This is a genomic window from Labilithrix sp. (assembly GCA_019637155.1).
GTDB lineage: Bacteria > Myxococcota_A > Polyangia > Polyangiales > Polyangiaceae > Labilithrix.
The window spans coordinates 414,018-429,096 of record JAHBWE010000006.1 but is presented as its reverse complement, the minus strand read 5'-3'; the positions used below and the strand labels follow the sequence as shown (position 1 = coordinate 429,096).

General features: G+C 70.3%; 17 protein-coding genes. 5 read left to right on the top strand and 12 right to left on the bottom strand.

The features are described from left to right. Positions 1-238: 238 nt before the first annotated feature. The 5 genes from KF837_15440 to KF837_15420 all read right to left on the bottom strand — a co-directional run bounded on the left by KF837_15440 (position 239) and on the right by KF837_15420 (position 4,394). Positions 239-538 carry a hypothetical protein gene (locus KF837_15440; protein ID MBX3228713.1) on the bottom strand — a complete coding sequence of 100 codons (300 nt, stop codon included), beginning with the start codon at positions 536-538 and terminating at the stop codon, positions 239-241. A gap of 707 nt (positions 539-1,245) precedes the next feature. After that, positions 1,246-1,575 (bottom strand): hypothetical protein, encoded by a 330-nt coding sequence (locus KF837_15435; GenBank protein ID MBX3228712.1) that lies wholly within the window; start codon positions 1,573-1,575, stop codon positions 1,246-1,248. After that, complete coding sequence (locus KF837_15430; protein ID MBX3228711.1) at positions 1,539-2,177, bottom strand: hypothetical protein; 639 nt, start codon at positions 2,175-2,177, stop codon at positions 1,539-1,541. The genes KF837_15435 and KF837_15430 overlap by 37 nt, the downstream gene beginning before the upstream one ends. Before the next feature lie 43 nt (positions 2,178-2,220). Continuing rightward, positions 2,221-3,087 (bottom strand): alpha/beta hydrolase, encoded by an 867-nt coding sequence (locus KF837_15425; GenBank protein ID MBX3228710.1) that lies wholly within the window; start codon positions 3,085-3,087, stop codon positions 2,221-2,223. Continuing rightward, positions 3,087-4,394 carry a hypothetical protein gene (locus KF837_15420; GenBank protein ID MBX3228709.1) on the bottom strand — a complete coding sequence of 436 codons (1,308 nt, stop codon included), beginning with the start codon at positions 4,392-4,394 and terminating at the stop codon, positions 3,087-3,089. Before KF837_15420 ends, KF837_15425 begins: the two co-directional genes overlap by 1 nt. 63 nt (positions 4,395-4,457) lie before the next feature. Here KF837_15420 and KF837_15415 point away from each other — a divergent pair, with 63 nt between their 5' ends. The 4 genes from KF837_15415 to KF837_15400 all read left to right on the top strand — a co-directional run bounded on the left by KF837_15415 (position 4,458) and on the right by KF837_15400 (position 9,511). Beyond that, complete coding sequence (locus tag KF837_15415; protein ID MBX3228708.1) at positions 4,458-5,351, top strand: cyclic nucleotide-binding domain-containing protein; 894 nt, start codon at positions 4,458-4,460, stop codon at positions 5,349-5,351. 6 nt (positions 5,352-5,357) lie between these two features. Then, positions 5,358-6,728, top strand: coding sequence for a DEAD/DEAH box helicase family protein (locus tag KF837_15410; protein MBX3228707.1), 1,371 nt, complete (start codon positions 5,358-5,360; stop codon positions 6,726-6,728). Continuing rightward, positions 6,715-7,908 carry a DUF790 family protein gene (locus tag KF837_15405; protein ID MBX3228706.1) on the top strand — a complete coding sequence of 398 codons (1,194 nt, stop codon included), beginning with the start codon at positions 6,715-6,717 and terminating at the stop codon, positions 7,906-7,908. Before KF837_15410 ends, KF837_15405 begins: the two co-directional genes overlap by 14 nt. A gap of 79 nt (positions 7,909-7,987) precedes the next feature. Beyond that, positions 7,988-9,511 carry a hypothetical protein gene (locus KF837_15400; protein MBX3228705.1) on the top strand — a complete coding sequence of 508 codons (1,524 nt, stop codon included), beginning with the start codon at positions 7,988-7,990 and terminating at the stop codon, positions 9,509-9,511. A gap of 33 nt (positions 9,512-9,544) precedes the next feature. Here KF837_15400 and KF837_15395 read toward each other — a convergent pair whose 3' ends face one another. Genes KF837_15395 through KF837_15385 form a run of 3 tightly spaced genes read right to left on the bottom strand, consistent with a single transcriptional unit; the run spans position 9,545 to position 10,781 of the window. Then, positions 9,545-9,718, bottom strand: coding sequence for a hypothetical protein (locus KF837_15395; protein ID MBX3228704.1), 174 nt, complete (start codon positions 9,716-9,718; stop codon positions 9,545-9,547). Further along, positions 9,711-9,950: an addiction module protein gene (locus KF837_15390; GenBank protein ID MBX3228703.1), complete on the bottom strand. Its 240-nt coding sequence runs from the start codon at positions 9,948-9,950 to the stop codon at positions 9,711-9,713. The genes KF837_15395 and KF837_15390 overlap by 8 nt, the downstream gene beginning before the upstream one ends. A 60-nt stretch (positions 9,951-10,010) precedes the next feature. Continuing rightward, the gene (locus tag KF837_15385) at positions 10,011-10,781 is read right to left on the bottom strand and encodes a CDP-alcohol phosphatidyltransferase family protein (protein ID MBX3228702.1); all 771 of its coding nucleotides are present in this window, start codon (positions 10,779-10,781) and stop codon (positions 10,011-10,013) included. A gap of 47 nt (positions 10,782-10,828) precedes the next feature. Between KF837_15385 and KF837_15380 the strand changes: the two genes are divergently transcribed. Beyond that, positions 10,829-11,404, top strand: a complete 576-nt coding sequence (locus KF837_15380) for a Uma2 family endonuclease (protein MBX3228701.1) — start codon at positions 10,829-10,831, stop codon at positions 11,402-11,404. A gap of 8 nt (positions 11,405-11,412) precedes the next feature. Here KF837_15380 and KF837_15375 read toward each other — a convergent pair whose 3' ends face one another. Genes KF837_15375 through KF837_15360 form a run of 4 tightly spaced genes read right to left on the bottom strand, consistent with a single transcriptional unit; the run spans position 11,413 to position 15,070 of the window. Beyond that, positions 11,413-12,963: a caspase family protein gene (locus KF837_15375; GenBank protein ID MBX3228700.1), complete on the bottom strand. Its 1,551-nt coding sequence runs from the start codon at positions 12,961-12,963 to the stop codon at positions 11,413-11,415. Continuing rightward, positions 12,960-13,613: a hypothetical protein gene (locus KF837_15370; protein MBX3228699.1), complete on the bottom strand. Its 654-nt coding sequence runs from the start codon at positions 13,611-13,613 to the stop codon at positions 12,960-12,962. Before KF837_15370 ends, KF837_15375 begins: the two co-directional genes overlap by 4 nt. Continuing rightward, positions 13,610-14,152: an RNA polymerase sigma factor gene (locus KF837_15365; protein ID MBX3228698.1), complete on the bottom strand. Its 543-nt coding sequence runs from the start codon at positions 14,150-14,152 to the stop codon at positions 13,610-13,612. Before KF837_15365 ends, KF837_15370 begins: the two co-directional genes overlap by 4 nt. After that, positions 14,153-15,070 carry a hypothetical protein gene (locus KF837_15360; GenBank protein ID MBX3228697.1) on the bottom strand — a complete coding sequence of 306 codons (918 nt, stop codon included), beginning with the start codon at positions 15,068-15,070 and terminating at the stop codon, positions 14,153-14,155. Between the last annotated feature and the right edge of the window lie 9 nt (positions 15,071-15,079).

Here is a 15,079-nt window from a genome sequence, read left to right as displayed (position 1 = left end):
CGTGTCGCGTTTGCGAGGGTCTATCGGGGCTCGAAGCTCCCGCTGGTCGACGCGGCCCTTCGGCTTGCGTACAGCATCGCGGAGGAGGCGCACGCGCTCGAACGACTCGCCAGCAACGGTGATCGACGCTTCCTCGAGCGCATGCTTCGCGCGGCTCGAGGCCTCGACGGCGAACGTGCGCAGGTCGCCTATCTCCGTCGTACGACGAGACGGGCGTGGCGAACACCGACGTTCTCGCTCAGCGCGAAGCTGAGCTCGCGACCGCGGGGTGACGGGGGAGCGCGCCGGCTACGAGCGCATCGTGGCCGGCGTGCGCACGAGCTATCGGCGTCGCGCCGGCCTCGCCGGGGGCCGACCCTCTCAGCTTCTCGATGTCGCGCTCGATGTCGCGATGGATCGGATCCGCATGCCCGGTGAGCTCACGATCGAGGGCGGCGAAACCCTTTGCTGTCTCGGCACGGTGCGCATCCACTTTGGCGTCGATCGCGTCGATCTTCGCGCCAAGCTCCGCACGGATCGCCGCGAGCGTCGCGAGCACGTCTTTGGTCGTCGGGTCCGCCATCGTCTGGACAGCGTACGGGCGCTCGTGACGGCTCGCAAAATTCTTCCGCGGCGATTCTTTAACGATTCCTTAAACATGACGCGCGTCTCGACGACATGCGTTAAAAACCACCGCTGGACGAGGGTCTTTCGCGCGGAGGTTGGGCCGCCGTGCCTCGCTACGCTCGAAGAGAGCGGATCATCCGTCTTGTTCTGGTCGAGCGCGATGTGAACGCCTTCGTGATCTTCACCTTCGGCATCCAGCCGTGCGGGATCGGAAGTCCTGTCGCCCGGCGGCAAGGCGGTTCGGTCGGACCGCGAGACACCGCGGGCGCCGGCCATCTTGTCGAGCTGCACGAGCGTCTCTTCCGGCAACGTCACCAGCAAGCACTGCTGCGCGCCTGCGACCTGTCTCGTCGCAGGGCTGCGTTACTCGTCGATCTCGAGCTCGCCGGCGCGCGAGCGTTCCGTCATGCGCTCCACCATCGTCGTCCTCGTCTCGTGTTGCTCGTCTTCGTCACCGGCTGCGCGGCGGTCTTCAAAGGCTCGAGGGCGGAGGTCCGCGTCGAGTCGCTCTCGGCGAGGCCGATGTCCGCATCGATGGTCGTACGCCGGCGTGAGGGGCCACCGTGCGCTTCAGCCAATCGAGCTCGCCTCCTCGTTCGTGCAGACAACGCCGCCCATGCACACGACGACGGCGTCTGCTCAGCGGAGCAGGTACAACGTTGCGCCGAGCACCACGCAGCGGTGGGTCGTGCAGGTCTCGCCGCCGGGGAGCGGTGTCGTGAGGGTCTCGGGCGCGGCGTCGTTCGTGAGGTCGGCGCTCGCCGGCGTCGCGTCGACCGTGATCGGGCGCGGCGTGGCGCCTGGCTTCCATGCCGTCAGCGGCGCGGGGTTGTGGCCGTCGTCGGTCGTGTCGGTCAGGAGATAGCCGCCGACGGCGTACCGTGGGATGAGTACATCTTGCACCGGTTGCCAGTCGACGCCGTTTCGTGAGGTCAGGCGGTCGACGTAGAACGCGCCGTCGAGGAACACGGCCGTGTGCAGCCGTTGCCCGAAGCGACGGCGCGGCCCTGCACCACGTCGAGCGGCACCGTCGTCCACGTCACGCCGTCGGGCGACTCCTGGATCGCTTGCGGCCCCAGCCCGAAGAAATGCCCGTCGACCCGCACGACGTGCTGCGCGTCGAACGCGCGCGTCACCGACGGCTTCGACCACGCGACCAGATCGGTCGACGTCCACGGAAACGTCGCTTGGCCGCCGTGCTCGAGCATCACCCAACGACCCGCGCCGTAAGCGAGGTCGACCTTGCCGTAGATCGACTCGCGCGCGGGGAGCGGGAGCTTGTGCCACGTGACGCCGTCGGTCGACCGATAGAGGTGGTTCACGACCGGGCCGACCAACTTGCCGCCGGTCGGCGGCTGATCGCGCGCGAGGGCGACGTAGCCGTCGGGTCCGCGCACCACGACCGTCTTCATGTTGCCGTGCGGCGCCGCGATCTTCACCCACGTGCGCGCGAGCTCCTGCTCCGTGAGCGGCGCCTCCACCGTGACGGAGGGCGCCGTCGCGAGCGGCTCGGTGGCGGCGCAGCCGACAGCAAGGCCGACCAGAGGAAGGAGAACGACGGCACGAACCATCACGCGAACCATCTCGCGCTCAACGATAGCGCGCGGCGGCCGGTCACGCCCGGTCGCGCAAGAACGACGCGATCCGCTCCGCGACGCCCGCCGGCTGATCGAAGTGCGGACAGTGCCCCCAACCCTCCGGGCGCTCGATCACCGCGTGCGGAGGCAGGTTCTTCTGCCACCACGCGAGGTGCGAGTCCGGGAGCAGCCGCTCCGACGCACCCCACGCGAAGAGGATCGGCATCGTCAGGCGCGCGAGCTCCTCCGCCGGCACGACGTTCTCGTGCGTCACCGAGCCGAAGAGGTCCTGCACGCCGCGTCGCTGCACCGTCCCCGGCAGCTCGTGCGCGATGAGCTGCGCGGCGAGCGGGACGCGATGGTAGACGCGCGCCATGAAACGGAGCGCGTCGCGCCGGTCCTTCACCCCGAACGCGCCGACGAGCTCCGCGAACTCCTCGCGCGAGGACTGCGCGCCCGCGGGCGACAGCAGCACCACCCCGCGACACTGCGAGGCCCGCTTCACGGCGTAGTCGAGCGCGACGACGCCGCCGAGCGAGTTGCCCACGAGCACGAAGTCCTCCGCGCCGAGGACCCCGTCGAGCGCGCCCGTCACCGCGTCGAGCAACGTGTCGAACGTGAGGCGCACGCTCGGCTCGTCGCTGAGCCCGTGCCCCGGGTAGTCCGGGACGATGACGCGCTTCGCCTGCGCGCGGAGGCGCATCATGATCGCGGCGAAGCCCGTCGCCGACGCCGAGATGCCGTGCAGGATCACGATCGCCGGCAATGGACCGGTGCCGCGCGCGTCGTAGAGATGAATGCGCCCCGCTGGCGTGCGGACCGGACGCGAGACGACGCCGCGCCTCACGAGCGCGTCGCGCACGCGCCGCTCGAGGAACGGAACGACGACCGGACGCATCGGCATCAACCACCCCTCTGCTTCTTGCGGATCCAGCGCAAGAGCTCGTACCCGAGGTAGAGGATCGCGATCAGCATGATGACGCCGACGATGCTGCTCCGCGTCTGCGACGGCTTCTCCGCGCGCCCGCGGAGCTGGGGCGCGCCGGTGTCCACGCGGCCCCCCTTCTCGGTCGGGTCCGGCAGGCCGAGCTCGCGCCGTTGCTTCACCCAGTCGTCGACGCAGATCTTCGTGACGTTGCTCTCGGCCGGACACTCGAGCGGCCCCTTGATCTCCTCGAGGTGCACGCGCGCCTCGAAGCTGCGGCCGCCGTTCTTCGACGACCCGACGAAGTAGCCGCCGCGCTCGCTCGAGCACGACCAGAGGGTTGCCCCCGCCGCGCCGAGGCACTGGCTCTCGACCGCGAAGCCCTTCGTGAAGGTGAACGTGTCGGTCGGCGCGTACGAGACGCCCTCCTTGTTGCCGACCCAGACCTTGCTCCCGTCCGCCGCGATCGCGAAGCCGAGGAGCGGGGTCGCGGAGTCGAGCACCTTCCTCCAGGTCTTGCCCGCGTCGTCCGTGACGAGGAGGCGCGTCTTCGCCTCGGGCGTGCCGGCGGTCCGGACGTAGACGCGATCCGCGTTCTTCGGATCGACGATCGCGATGAACGGGCCCGTCTCTCCGGCCTGGATGTCGAGCTTCCGCTCCACCCAGGAGAGGCCTTCGTTGTAGGATGCAAGGAACGCGAAGGTCCGCTTGTCGCCCTCGCCCCGCACCGCGGAGATGTAGAGGCGCTGCGGATCCGAGTCCGCGATCTCGATGCTCTCGAGGAGCAACGTCGGATCGATCGCGCCGCCGCTCACGGTGAACGTCGTCGCGTCGTCCTTCGAGACGAGGACCTTGTTCTCGTAGAGCGAGCCCTCGGGGCCGGCCTTCTTGTACGTCGACGTGATGCCGACGATCGAGCCCTCGGGCCGCATCGCGAGGTCCGAGACGAGGTGCGTGCCCGCGCCGCCGGAGAACGACCAGCTGCAGCCGCCGTCGCGCGAGACGCTGATGCCCGAGAAGGTCCCGCCGACGAGGGTGCCCTTCGGCGTCACGACGTAGGTGGGGTCCTCGATGCCGCTGAAACCGATCGCGCGCTCGCAGACCCAGCGCCAGGTCTGCCCGGCGTCGTGCGTCACGAGGAGGCCGAACGTGACGCGGACGTAGATCGTCTTCGCGTCGTGCGGGTCGAAGACCACCGCATTCGACGCCGGAAATCGCCCGTTCGCGGAGGCCGGCCGCGCGAGCAGGAGGCCCAGGGCGGCGACGAGCCAGACGAGGCGGCGCATGTGGGACAACTACCAGCTTTCGGACGGCTTGTGGCGCGGCCGGATCGACGCTAACGAGGCCTCGTGACGATCGTTCAAGACCTCCGCTCGTTGCCGCTCTTCCACACGATCCCCGAGGACCGCCTCGGTCAGCTCGTCGACGCTTTCCGCGTCGTGAAGCATCCGAACGGCGCCGTCCTCTTCGCCGCGGGAGAGATCGCGACGAAGTTCGAGATCCTCACGAAGGGCGAGGTCGTCATCGAGGAGAACGTCTCGAACGGCACGCCCTCCGCCGCGGCGGGCACGCGCCTCACGCTCCGGAACCTCGCGCCCCTCGGCGAGCTCGGCGCCCTCACCGGCCTCCCGCGCAGCACGACCGCGACCGCGACGAGCGACGTCGAGGTCCTCTCCGTCGGCGTCGGCGACCTCCTCGGGTTCTTCGACAAGAACCCGGACCTCGGGCTCCAGTTCTACCGGAACCTCCTCGGCATCGTGAGCGACAAGATCCGCCGCGACCGCTCGCGCCTCGACGACATGCGCACGAACCTCGTCCGCACGCAGAAGGCGATGAAGAAGATGCGCGAGCAGATCGAGGAGGCGGAGGAGACGGAGCTCTCGAAGCCGCTCTACGACACGCTCGATCAGCTCATCAACAACAACCGCCGCGCGAACTACCGCGTCTCGCCGACGAAGCTCTACCCCGCCCACGTCCGCCTCGACGACGGCAAGACGGTCCCCGTCCTCGAGCTCTCCGAGGGCTACGTGAAGGTCGAGGGCAAGGCCGCGGAGATGACGCAGGACCCGCAGTTCTGGACCGGCGTCCTCGTCGTCCCGACCGACGAGATCCTCCTCAGCGGCTCCGTCCTCCGCGAGGCGGACAACGGCGTGGTCGTGAAGCTCGACACGCCGATCGACGAGTACAAGACGAAGCTCGACGACTACACCACGCGCGTCCAGCTCCTCGACTTCGTCGTCTGAGCACGCCTGAGCGCGCCTGTCACTCTTCGGTTCGAGAACGGAACCCTCGCCCTCCTCGGAGCGGCGAAGGACGACGACCGTCTCCCGAGCATGCTCGCGTGGGACGCGCGCGCGGCGTGCCATCGCGCGCCGGCGATGGCGTACGCGCCGACGGTCCTCGCGCTCCGCCGCGCCGGCATCGAGTACGTCGACGAAGCGCGCAAGTACGGCGAAGTGGCGGGCGCGCTCGTGCACCGCGAGCCGCGGCCGTACCAGAGCGAGGCGCTCGCGGCGTGGAAGAAGGCGCAAGGCCGCGGCGTCGTCGTGCTCCCCACCGGCGCGGGCAAGACGCAGGTCGCGACGATGGCGATCGACGACCGGAAGCGCAGCACGCTCGTCGTCGCGCCGACGCTGGAGCTCGTGCGGCAGTGGTACGACGTGCTCCGCGCGACGTTCGGCGTGCCGGTCGGCGTCGTCGGCGGCGGCGATCACGTCGTCCACCCGATCACGGTGACGACCTACGACTCGGCGCACCTCCACATGGAGCACCTCGGCGCGCGCTTCGGCCTCCTCGTCTTCGACGAGGTCCACCACCTCCCGAGCGCGAGCTACGCCCTCGCCGCGAAGCTGTCGCTCGCGCCCTTCCGCCTCGGCCTCACCGCGACGCCGGAGCGCGCCGACGGGCTGGAGGCCGCGCTCGATCGCCTCGTCGGCCCCGTCGTCTACCACCGCGCGATCGGCGAGCTCGCGGGCGAGTACCTCGCCGAATACGAGACGGAGCGCGTCGAGGTCGACCTCACGCCGGAGGAGCGGGCGGAGCACGACGCGGAGCGGAAGATCTACCGCGACTTCGTCGGCATGAACCACATCTCGATGTCGTCGCCGCGCGGCTTCGGCGAGTTCGTGATGCGGAGCGCGCGCAGCGCGGAGGGCCGCCGCGCGATGAAGGCCTACCGCCGCCAGCGCGAGCTCGCCTTCGCCGCGACCGCGAAGCTCGTGTGGCTCGAGCACCTCCTCGATCAACACCGGAGCGATCGCACGCTCATCTTCACGCAGGACAACGCCACCGCGCACCTCATCGCGCGCCGCTTCCTCGTCCCCGTCATCACGCACCAGACCAAGGTGACGGAGCGGAGCGAGATCCTCGCCGCCTTCGCCGCCGGCGACTACACCGCGATCGCGACGTCGAAGGTCCTCAACGAAGGCGTCGACGTCCCGGAGGCAAACGTCGCGGTCGTCCTCTCCGGCTCCGGCTCCGTGCGCGAGCACGTGCAGCGCCTCGGCCGCATCCTCCGCCAGCGCGAGGGCAAGCGCGCGCTCCTCTACGAGGTCGTGACGAAGCAGACGACGGAGACGTTCACGAGCGACCGGAGGCGCGAGCACGATGCTTACCGCTGACCTCGTCGACGCGCGGCGCAAGGACGGCGAGCTCCTCCTCCGCCCGCTCGACGCGGAGGGCCGCGCGGAGGCGATCGCGATCGCGACCGCGCTCCTCGACGACGCGCACGCCCTCGTCGGCCGCCGTCGCGACGAGGTCGAAGACGCGTGGGGCGCCGCGACCGCGGAGGCGCGCCGCCCGAAGCTCGCCGCGGGCCTCAAGAAGCTCGCCGCCGACGCGTGCACCTTCGAGGCCTCCTCGGAGGCGGATCCCATCGCGCTCCGGCGCACGCTCTTCCTCGCCGCCGCGAAGGCGCGGAAGGAGGGCACCTTCGATCGCGCCGCGCTCGTCGCGGCGGCCGGCGATCCGGTCCACGTCGAGCGCGCGCTCTTCTCCGACCTCAAGAGCGAGCACGTGCTGCAAGCGCCGCCCGCCGTCACGCCGGCGGCGCTCGTGGAGTCGTGGGAGCTCGGGCAAGCGCAGGCGGTGCTGCTCACCGCGGTCCGCGTCACGTGCGAGCTCTCCTCTTCGTCGGCCGGCCTCGTCCGCGCGTTCTTCGCGAAGCTCAAGTTCCATCAGCTCCTCTTCTCTGCGGAGCGCACCGGCGACGGCTGGACGATCACGATCGACGGCCCGTATTCGATGTTCGACGCGGTCACGAAGTACGGACTTCGTCTCGCGCTCGTCCTCGGCGCGCTCCGTCCGCTCGAGCGCTGGTCGCTCACGGCCGACATCCGCTGGGGCAAGCAGCGCGATCCGCTCGTGTTCCGCCTCGCGTCGACGAACGAGGGCGCGTCGGCCGACGCCGAGCCACACCTCAGCGACGAGGTCCGCGAGCTCGTCGCCGCGATCGCGACGCAGAAGGGCGCGTGGCGCGCGAAGCCGGCGACCGCGATCCTCGACGTACCCGGCCGCGGGGTGTGCATCCCGGACCTCGAGCTGACGAAGAAGGGCTCGAAGGACGTCGTCTACGTCGAGGTGCTCGGCTACTGGAGCCGCGACGCGGTGTGGAAGCGCATCGAGCTCGCGGAGTCGGGCGCCCTCGGCGCGCGCGTCGTCTTCGCGGTCAGCTCCCGCCTCCGCGTCAGCGCAGAGGCCCTCGGCGAAGACGCGCCCGCCTCGCTCTACGTCTACAAAGGCAAGATGAGCGCACGCGCGCTCGTGACGCACGCGGAGCGCTTGACCCAGTGTCGGCCGTAACCAACGGGACCGAATTGTCATGGGTCGATCACCCGAACGGGTGACGAACGATGCGTCGCCTCCGTCGTCTCTCCTTTCCATGAAGAGAATCCTCGGCTTGGCGATGGCGGCGATGATTGCAGCTTGCAACGGTGTGGGGGACGACCTCGACGGTTCGGGGGAGCAGGGCGGCGCCAACGCGAACGATCGATCGAGCGGCGACGGTGACAGCGAGCGGCTCGAGACCGGCGCGATGGCGGTCTCGCCGACGGGCGACTACATCGTCGCGCGTCGAAACACGACGACGCTCATCGTCGACGTGAAGAGCCGGAGCCTCGTCGAGCTCGACCTCGCGGCGGAGCGCTTCCTCTTCGCGAAAAGCAAGGACGTCGTCTACGTCGTCCTCCCGAGCCGCGCCGGCGTCGTCGCGCTCGACCTCGCGACGACGAGGGAGCTGTGGCGCAGCACCCCCATCGTCGCCGCCGACGCGAGCATGCTCCTCGCGCGCCTCTCGGACGACGACACCACCATCCTCCTCGCCGACCGCACGCGCGTGCTCTTCCTCGACGCCGCGACCGGCGACGTGCGCGGAGGGGCGGCGAGCGGCCCCGGCATGAACGACCTCGAGGTGCTCCCCGGCGGCGCGCATGCGCTCGTGGTCGGCGACACCGAGTGGCGCGACGGCGGCCCGCACACGCCGGTCTCGCTCGTCCCGCTCGACGGCTCCGCGAGCACGACGATCGACGTCCCCAACTGCGCCGCGCCGGTCGCGATCGTGAACGGTGGCACGCGCGCGCTCCTCTCGCCGACGTTCTGCACGGCCGACGCGCAGGCGCGCGCGCAGGGCTGGTCGAACCCCGACCCCGTCAGCGTCATCGACATCGACCCCGCGAAGAAGACGCTCTCCTTCCGCAAGAACCTCCCCGGCTTCGGCCCCGTCGCGCTCGTCGGCGACGGCCGCGCGGTCGCGTACCTCGACATGAAGCGCCTCGACGCGGCGATGTTCGACGACAAGAGCCAGATCCCGCCCGCCGACGCGGCGCAGTACCACCTGATGACGATCGATCCGACGACGCTCGCGTTCGATCTCCACCCGATCGGCGACACGCTCCCGCGCTTCGCCCCGAGCAAGGACGGCAAATCGCTCCTCGTCGACGCGTCGGTCTCGGTCGTCCGCAGCGAGGCGAGCGCGACCGCGACGCTCACGCTCGACGCGACCGGCCTCAAGGCGGAGGTGAAGGCCGGCGCGTTCGGCGATCCGAGCGGCAGCCTCTTCGGCGTCTTCACGCTCGCGACGCACACGTACACGCCGTTCCAGGGCCCCGCCGCCACCCTCGACCGCTTCGTCCAACAGGGCGACGGCGCCCGCGTCTACACGCTCCGCCGTAACGGCCGCGGCGGCGACCTCTTCGCGATCGACCTCGCCGCCCGCGCGTCCTTCGATCTCGGCCGCAGCCTCCGCGACATCGCGATCCTCCCCGACGGCAAGACGCTCGTCCTCCGCGTCCGCCTCGCCTCCACCGCGGAGGGCCACCTCCGCGAGCAGTTCTGCCTCTCCCTCGACGCGCAGACATGCACCGCGAGCATCGACTACCAATCGCCGATCCCGATGCACGATCCCTGACGCCGCTTGCGTCCGCGACGTCGACAAATAGAACTAGTCAGCAAGGACGATGATCTCGTCGCCCACGATCTGGTACGGCATCACGAACGGGAACCGGTCGAAGTGAGCCACGTGACGGTCGGGCCGCCCGCGCCACCGAGGTGGCGTCTCGGGAAAACGGGAGATGTAAGACAGGACCTTGTCGATCTCGTCCTGAGCTTCATGCACGAGAGCGAGCAGCGCGCCGGAGCCGAACGTGCGCGCGATATTGCTCCAACGTCATCGTGTCGGCCGTTCCGGCATCAACCTCTGCTCCGCGACGCTCGATCTCTTCGTCCCAGGCCTCGGCGACCCCCGATTCGGGCTCGCCATCGAGACTACGCAGCAGCTCGAGAGCGAGCTTGGCGCGTTCTTCGACGGGCAGGTTGAGGATGCCCGCGAGCATGTCGATCGCAGCCATCTTTCGTAATCTAGCACGGCGTCAGCCGCGACAGACGCCCGCCTCGCCGATCGTTTCGGCTCAGCCGCGCCCGAAGCGGCGCACGATCTTGAGCCAGCCCAACCCGAGGTAGGCTCCATTCAATGCAATATACATCCAAAAGAACACGTCGAGCCTCCCCGCCAGCGCGAAGATCCAGAGGTGGCTCGGGTAGTGGTTCAAGAAGCGCAGGAACGTCCCGACGAGGCTCGCGACCTTGCCGACGAGGGACTTCGGCTTCACCTGCTCCACCGTCTCGTAGTGCGCCTCGACCGTCGTCGCCTTGCCCGTGAGCTCGGGGCGGCGCCAGAAGTTCGTGAACGACGTGGCCGACGCGACGATCACCGCGCCGGCGATCGCCGCGAAGAGGAAGCGCGCATCGTCCGGCTCCCAGACCGGCGGCGGGAAGCGCAGCCCCGGCGCGTACCCGCCGCTCCGCCACAACCGGATCGGGATCGACGCCGCGAGCAGGATCGCCTTCATCTCGTCGGTGAAGAAATCGAAGAGGTGCCCCTCCTTCGACGCGATCTTCTTGTGCCGCGCGAGCATGCCGTCGACGCAGTCGAGGCAATACGAGACCTCGAGGACCAGCACCGCGATGAGTCCACCCGTGAAGGTGGGCAGCGCGATGAAGAGAGCCGCCGCGACGATGAAGATCGCGAGGTTGAGGAGCGTGACCTGGTTCGGCGTGATCGGCGTCTTGCCGAACACGACGACGACGAGCGCCGCGATCGGACGCATCAGGTACAGGTTGAACAGGAGGTCGTGCTTCTTCCGCGTCGCGCGGTAGACCTCGATCGCCGTTCCAATCATCCGCGCGCCAGCCTACTACGAGGCCTCCACCATGGTACGTTGAACGCATGGTCAACGCGGCCCACCACCGCTTCTCCTTCGCCGAGTACGTCGATCTCGTCGAGGACTCGCGGGTGAAGCTCGAGTTCCTCGATGGCCAGGTCTGGGCGATGTCTGGCGGCTCGCCCGATCACGCGCGCGTCACGGCGAACGTGACGACGCTCCTGACCGCCGCTCTGCGCGGCAAGCCGTACGCCGTCTACAGCCCCGATCTGCGCGTTCGCTCGAAGGCGACGGGGCTCGGCACCTACGCCGACGTCACCGTCATATGCGGACGGGTGGAGCTCGATTCCGACGATCCGAGGCGGCATACGGCCCTCAACCCACGCGTCGTGGTGGAGGTGCTCAGCCCTTCGACCGACGAGTATGACCGCGGCGCGAAGCTCGAGCACTACAAGACGATCCTCTCGCTCGAGGAGATCGTCCTCGTGGCCCACGACAAACAGGAGATCGCGATCGTGCGGCGCGAGGCTGAGACGTGGTCCACGCACGTCGTTCGCGAGCACGGCACCGTCACGCTCCTCTCGCTCGACGTCTCGTTGCCGCTCGACGAAGTGTATCGGGATCCTCTCGCCACCGCTTGACGCCGGCGTCAGCGTCCGAGCGTCGTGCCGAGCGCCAGCGTCCCGCTGAGGCCGAAGATCCCGCGCAGCGACTGCGCCTCGCTCACGAAGACGAGGCCGCCGGTCGCGCCCGCGTCGACGAAGAAGGAGCGGCCGAGCCCCATCCGCGCCGCCGCCATGACCTCGGGGCCGATCGCGAAGGCGTTCTTCGTCTCCCCCGCGAGCCGCTGCGAGACGACGCCCGCGCGCGCGCCGCTGCCGGCGCGGAGCACGAGACGCGCGCCGAGCGGGAAGCGCGCCTCGAAGCCCGCGCGGCCGAAGCCGCTCGTCAGCGCCTCGCTCTCCGTCTCGTTCGGCGTCGCCACCGTGCGGTCCGCGAACGCGAGCGCGCCGCCGATGGAAAGCGCGAAGCGCGACCACGCGTACGCGTAGCCGGCGCGCGGTCCGTGCGAGAAGCCGGTTCGACTGTCGCCGCCGGCGTCCCATCCCACCGCGAGCTCGTGAGGCCCTGGCCGATCGCGCGGCCCCACCTCCACGAAGTCGCCCTTCCGCGCGAGCGCTTCGAGCGGGCTGACGGAGAAGTCCTGCGCCTCGAGCCTTCGCTCCTCTCCCTCCGCGAGGGCGATCGTCGCGACCGCGCCGGCGCCGGCGATCCGCCGCTGCACGACGTAGCGACCGGGCGGCACCTTGATCGCCAGGCGCCGCTCGGGCGAGCCCCACAGCTCGGAGAGCACGCTCTTCGCGGCCGCGGAGTAGACGAGGAAATGTGCGTCGCGCGCCTGCGGGAGCGAGAGCGTCGACATGCGCGCCGTCGTCTGCGTGATGACGACGGGCGCGGCCTCGCGGAGCTGGATCACGGCCTCCGGCTTCTGCGTGACGCCGCTGCTCTTCGAGGAGCGGATGAGCGTCTGCGAGTGCGCGAAGGCGAAGCTCTCGTCGAGCGTGACGCGCGCGTCGCCGTTCGCGTCCGCCGCGCCGCGGAGCCCGCTCAGCCACGCGTGCGTGAAGATGGCGCCCTGTAGCTCGTCGGACTCCTGCGCCGCCTCGCCGTCGCTCGACGCGTGGAGCCAGACCTGCCCCGTCGCTTGCGGCAGCACCGCGGGCGAGATCGCGAACGGCTCGTCGGCGGCGAAGCCCTTCTCCCGCGTCGCGCGGCACGCGTCGGTCACCGCGATCCGCAGCGCGGCCGGGACCTCGCCGAGCTTCTGCGAGAGCTCCGTCACGAGGACGCGATCGCCGGCGAGGTGGAGCGCCTCGCGATCGCCGTGGCCGCTGAAATAGAAGAGGAGCGTGACCTCGTCGCTGCGGTGGCGCTGCGCCTCGACCCTCGCGCGATCGACGGCGGAGAAGAGCGTCGCGCGCGTCGGCTCCGCGAGGTAGAACGCGTGCTCGCTCCTCACGCCGCCGAGCGAGACGAGGACGTCGCGGACGTGCTTCGCGTCCGCGTCCGCGAACTTCAGCGGCCGCTCGGCGGGCAGCCCTTGTTTGTTCCCCGCCGCGATGAGGATGCGCACCGGCTCCGCATACGCGAGCGGCGCGAAGAGGAAGACGAGGAGGCCGACGACGACGCGGACGATCACGGCGCCTGCCAGTCTAGCCGCACGGTGCGGACGTCGTCGAAGCGCCGCGTCGTGCGCGCGAGCGCGACCGCCTCCGGAGAGCCCACGAGGACGATCCCGCGGAGCGGCGTCGCGTCGACGCGCGCGGACCGCTCGGAGAAGTGGGTCCCCGTCGACTTCGTCGCGGCGCCCATCAGCTCGAGCCAGCTCCCGTCGTCCCCGAGCACGCCCGCGACGAGGACCTGCTCGCGATCGATCGCGATCTCCACGCGCAGCCGATCGTCCGGCCGGATCCCCGCCGCCTCGACGAAGCGCCGCTGCTCGCCGCCGCGCTCGCGGATCACCGCGACCTGGATCCCACCCTTGAACGTGGTGCCCGGCTCGCGCGCCTCGTTCGCGATCGAGGGCGCCGGCGCCGGCGCGGTCTCCGGCGGCGCGGGCCGGCGGAGGACGAAGAAGAAGAGCGCGGCGGCGGCGAGCGGCACGACGACACCGGCGACCCTTCGCACGCCCGAGGAGCGCGGAGCGCGCGGCGCGGCAGGCTTCGCCGCGCCGAGCCGCTCGACGAACGTGCGGCATGCGTCGCACGCGCCGAGGTGCTCCTCGACGCGCGCGCTCGTCTCTCCGACGGCGAAGGCTTCGAGGTCGAGGCTGTTCGGATGGATCGTCATGTCTCCTCTTCGGACGAAGGCGAGGACGAGGGCGAGGACGAGGACGAAGGCGAGGGCGAGAGGCCGAGCCGCGCGCGGATCCCCTGAGCCCGCTTGTTCACCGTGACGCGCGAGACGCCGAGCTCCGTCGCCGCCTCGCCCTGCGTCATCCCGTCGACGAACAACATGATCGCGAGCGCCTGCTCTTCCGGCCCGAGCTGCGCGAGCTCCTGCAGTGCCGCGACGCGCGCCTCCGCGTCGACGCCGGGGGCGGGCCCGATCGGATCGAGCGCGTCGAGCGGGACCGCCTCGCGCACGCGCCGTCCGCGGCGGAGCAGGTCGAGGCAGGTCCGGTCCACCGCGCGACAGAGCCAGCGATACGGCGACTCCGCCGCGCGAAAGGTCTCTCCACGGCGCAAGAGCGACGCGAGCAGCTCCTGCACCGCGTCCTCGCCGAGCGACACGTCGCGCATGAGCAGGCGCGAGCGCCGCTCGAGGAGCGCGCCGTAGCGGTGATACACCTGGCTCACCTCGTCCGCGGAGAGACCGCGCCCCGTCACTTAGCCGGCGTCGGGGATGTCGAAGCTGGCGTCGTAGTCGCCAACCGAGGCGTCGGGGACCGACGGGTAGTAGCCGGAGTCGACGCTGACGCCGATGTTCGCGTCGCCCACGTCGTAGACCCCACTGTCCGGAATCGGCCAGCCGTCTGGAACCGAGCCCGCCTGACAAAGCGACTCGTAACCCGCGCTGCCGAGCGGGAGACCACCGCAGACCTCGTAAGGAAGCGGCGGCTCGCTCCCGAGCCGGAGCTCGACGCTGTCGAGCGGGAGCCAGCGTGACTCCCAGCTCCAGCGAAGGTTGTATCCTGCACGCGGGAGCATGCCGGTGCGATCGCGGAGCCGCTCGTAGTCGAGCGCGCCGCCCTTGCGGAGGAAGACGAGCATGAGCTCCTGATTGCCGCCGAGGATCTGGTCCGTCGTCTCGCCGGTGGCCGGATCGAAGTCGAGCTGGCCGTTTCCGTTCGTGTCCACGTACGCGACGAAGCCGCCGTGCGCGGACTCGAGCCTCTCGTTGACGATCGCGCCGCCGACGTCCGCGCGCGGACGAAGGGATCGCGTACCGACGGAGGCGTCGATCGGCCCGCCGGAGTCGACGCTCTCGCTGACGCTCGCGTCCACGGTAGCCTCGATCGCGCCAAGAGGCGCGAAGTAGGCGTCCGGCAGCGCCCCGAGCTCCATCGTGAAGCGCCCGTCCACGATCGCGACGTCCGCGCCCCGCGCGAGGACACCGCCCTGCGCGCTCCGCCACACCAGCGCGACGCGCGTGTTCGCGGGAACAGAGCCGACGAGCGCGCCCGAGACGCTGCTCGTCACCGCGTCGTCCGGCGTCCGCGACTGGCTCGGATCGGTCAGCGAGTCACAGGCATAGATGCCGGCGGCGGCGACGAGCACGCAGAAGAACGAGGTCCGTCGAATCATGATCCCATG

Bases quoted from the DNA above. Each gene is read 5' to 3' on its own strand.
- KF837_15430 (MBX3228711.1), bottom strand. From the start codon at position 2,177: ATGGTTCGTGCCGTCGTTCTCCTTCCTCTGGTCGGCCTTGCTGTCGGC.
- KF837_15425 (MBX3228710.1), bottom strand. From the start codon at position 3,087: ATGCCGATGCGTCCGGTCGTCGTTCCGTTCCTCGAGCGGCGCGTGCGC.
- KF837_15420 (MBX3228709.1), bottom strand. From the start codon at position 4,394: ATGCGCCGCCTCGTCTGGCTCGTCGCCGCCCTGGGCCTCCTGCTCGCG.
- KF837_15405 (MBX3228706.1), top strand. From the start codon at position 6,715: ATGCTTACCGCTGACCTCGTCGACGCGCGGCGCAAGGACGGCGAGCTC.
- KF837_15400 (MBX3228705.1), top strand. From the start codon at position 7,988: ATGAAGAGAATCCTCGGCTTGGCGATGGCGGCGATGATTGCAGCTTGC.
- KF837_15390 (MBX3228703.1), bottom strand. From the start codon at position 9,950: ATGGCTGCGATCGACATGCTCGCGGGCATCCTCAACCTGCCCGTCGAA.
- KF837_15385 (MBX3228702.1), bottom strand. From the start codon at position 10,781: ATGATTGGAACGGCGATCGAGGTCTACCGCGCGACGCGGAAGAAGCAC.
- KF837_15380 (MBX3228701.1), top strand. From the start codon at position 10,829: ATGGTCAACGCGGCCCACCACCGCTTCTCCTTCGCCGAGTACGTCGAT.
- KF837_15370 (MBX3228699.1), bottom strand. From the start codon at position 13,613: ATGACGATCCATCCGAACAGCCTCGACCTCGAAGCCTTCGCCGTCGGA.
- KF837_15360 (MBX3228697.1), bottom strand. From the start codon at position 15,070: ATGATTCGACGGACCTCGTTCTTCTGCGTGCTCGTCGCCGCCGCCGGC.